Below are 258 nucleotides of genomic sequence, written 5' to 3' on the forward strand. Positions count from 1 at the left end.
CCTGTCTCCTGCCTGAAACGCACGGCGCGCTCGGCAAGCATCCGCGCTTCCTCGTGCGATAGGTTGATACGCTTCTTGGCAATGATGGCAGCAACCTCCTTCAGCGTTCCCTCGTCCATTGACTTCGCCAGGATCGCCCTGGCGGTCTGGAACGGATTTATGCGGTCAATGAGGTCGATCTCGAGCTCCTTCACGTCCGTCACGTATTGCCGAACACCATCGATGAAGGCGGTGTTCGCTTTTGGCTCGTCGCCCGGT

At 58.9% G+C, this 258-nt stretch carries 1 pseudogene; it reads right to left on the reverse strand.

From position 1 onward, the window contains the following. Positions 1-258: pseudogene (locus Q4528_RS14580) on the reverse strand (DEAD/DEAH box helicase); the annotation flags it as partial.

The sequence above is a fragment of the Staphylococcus pasteuri genome (assembly GCF_030547725.1).
Classification (GTDB): Bacteria; Bacillota; Bacilli; order Staphylococcales; family Staphylococcaceae; genus Staphylococcus; species Staphylococcus pasteuri.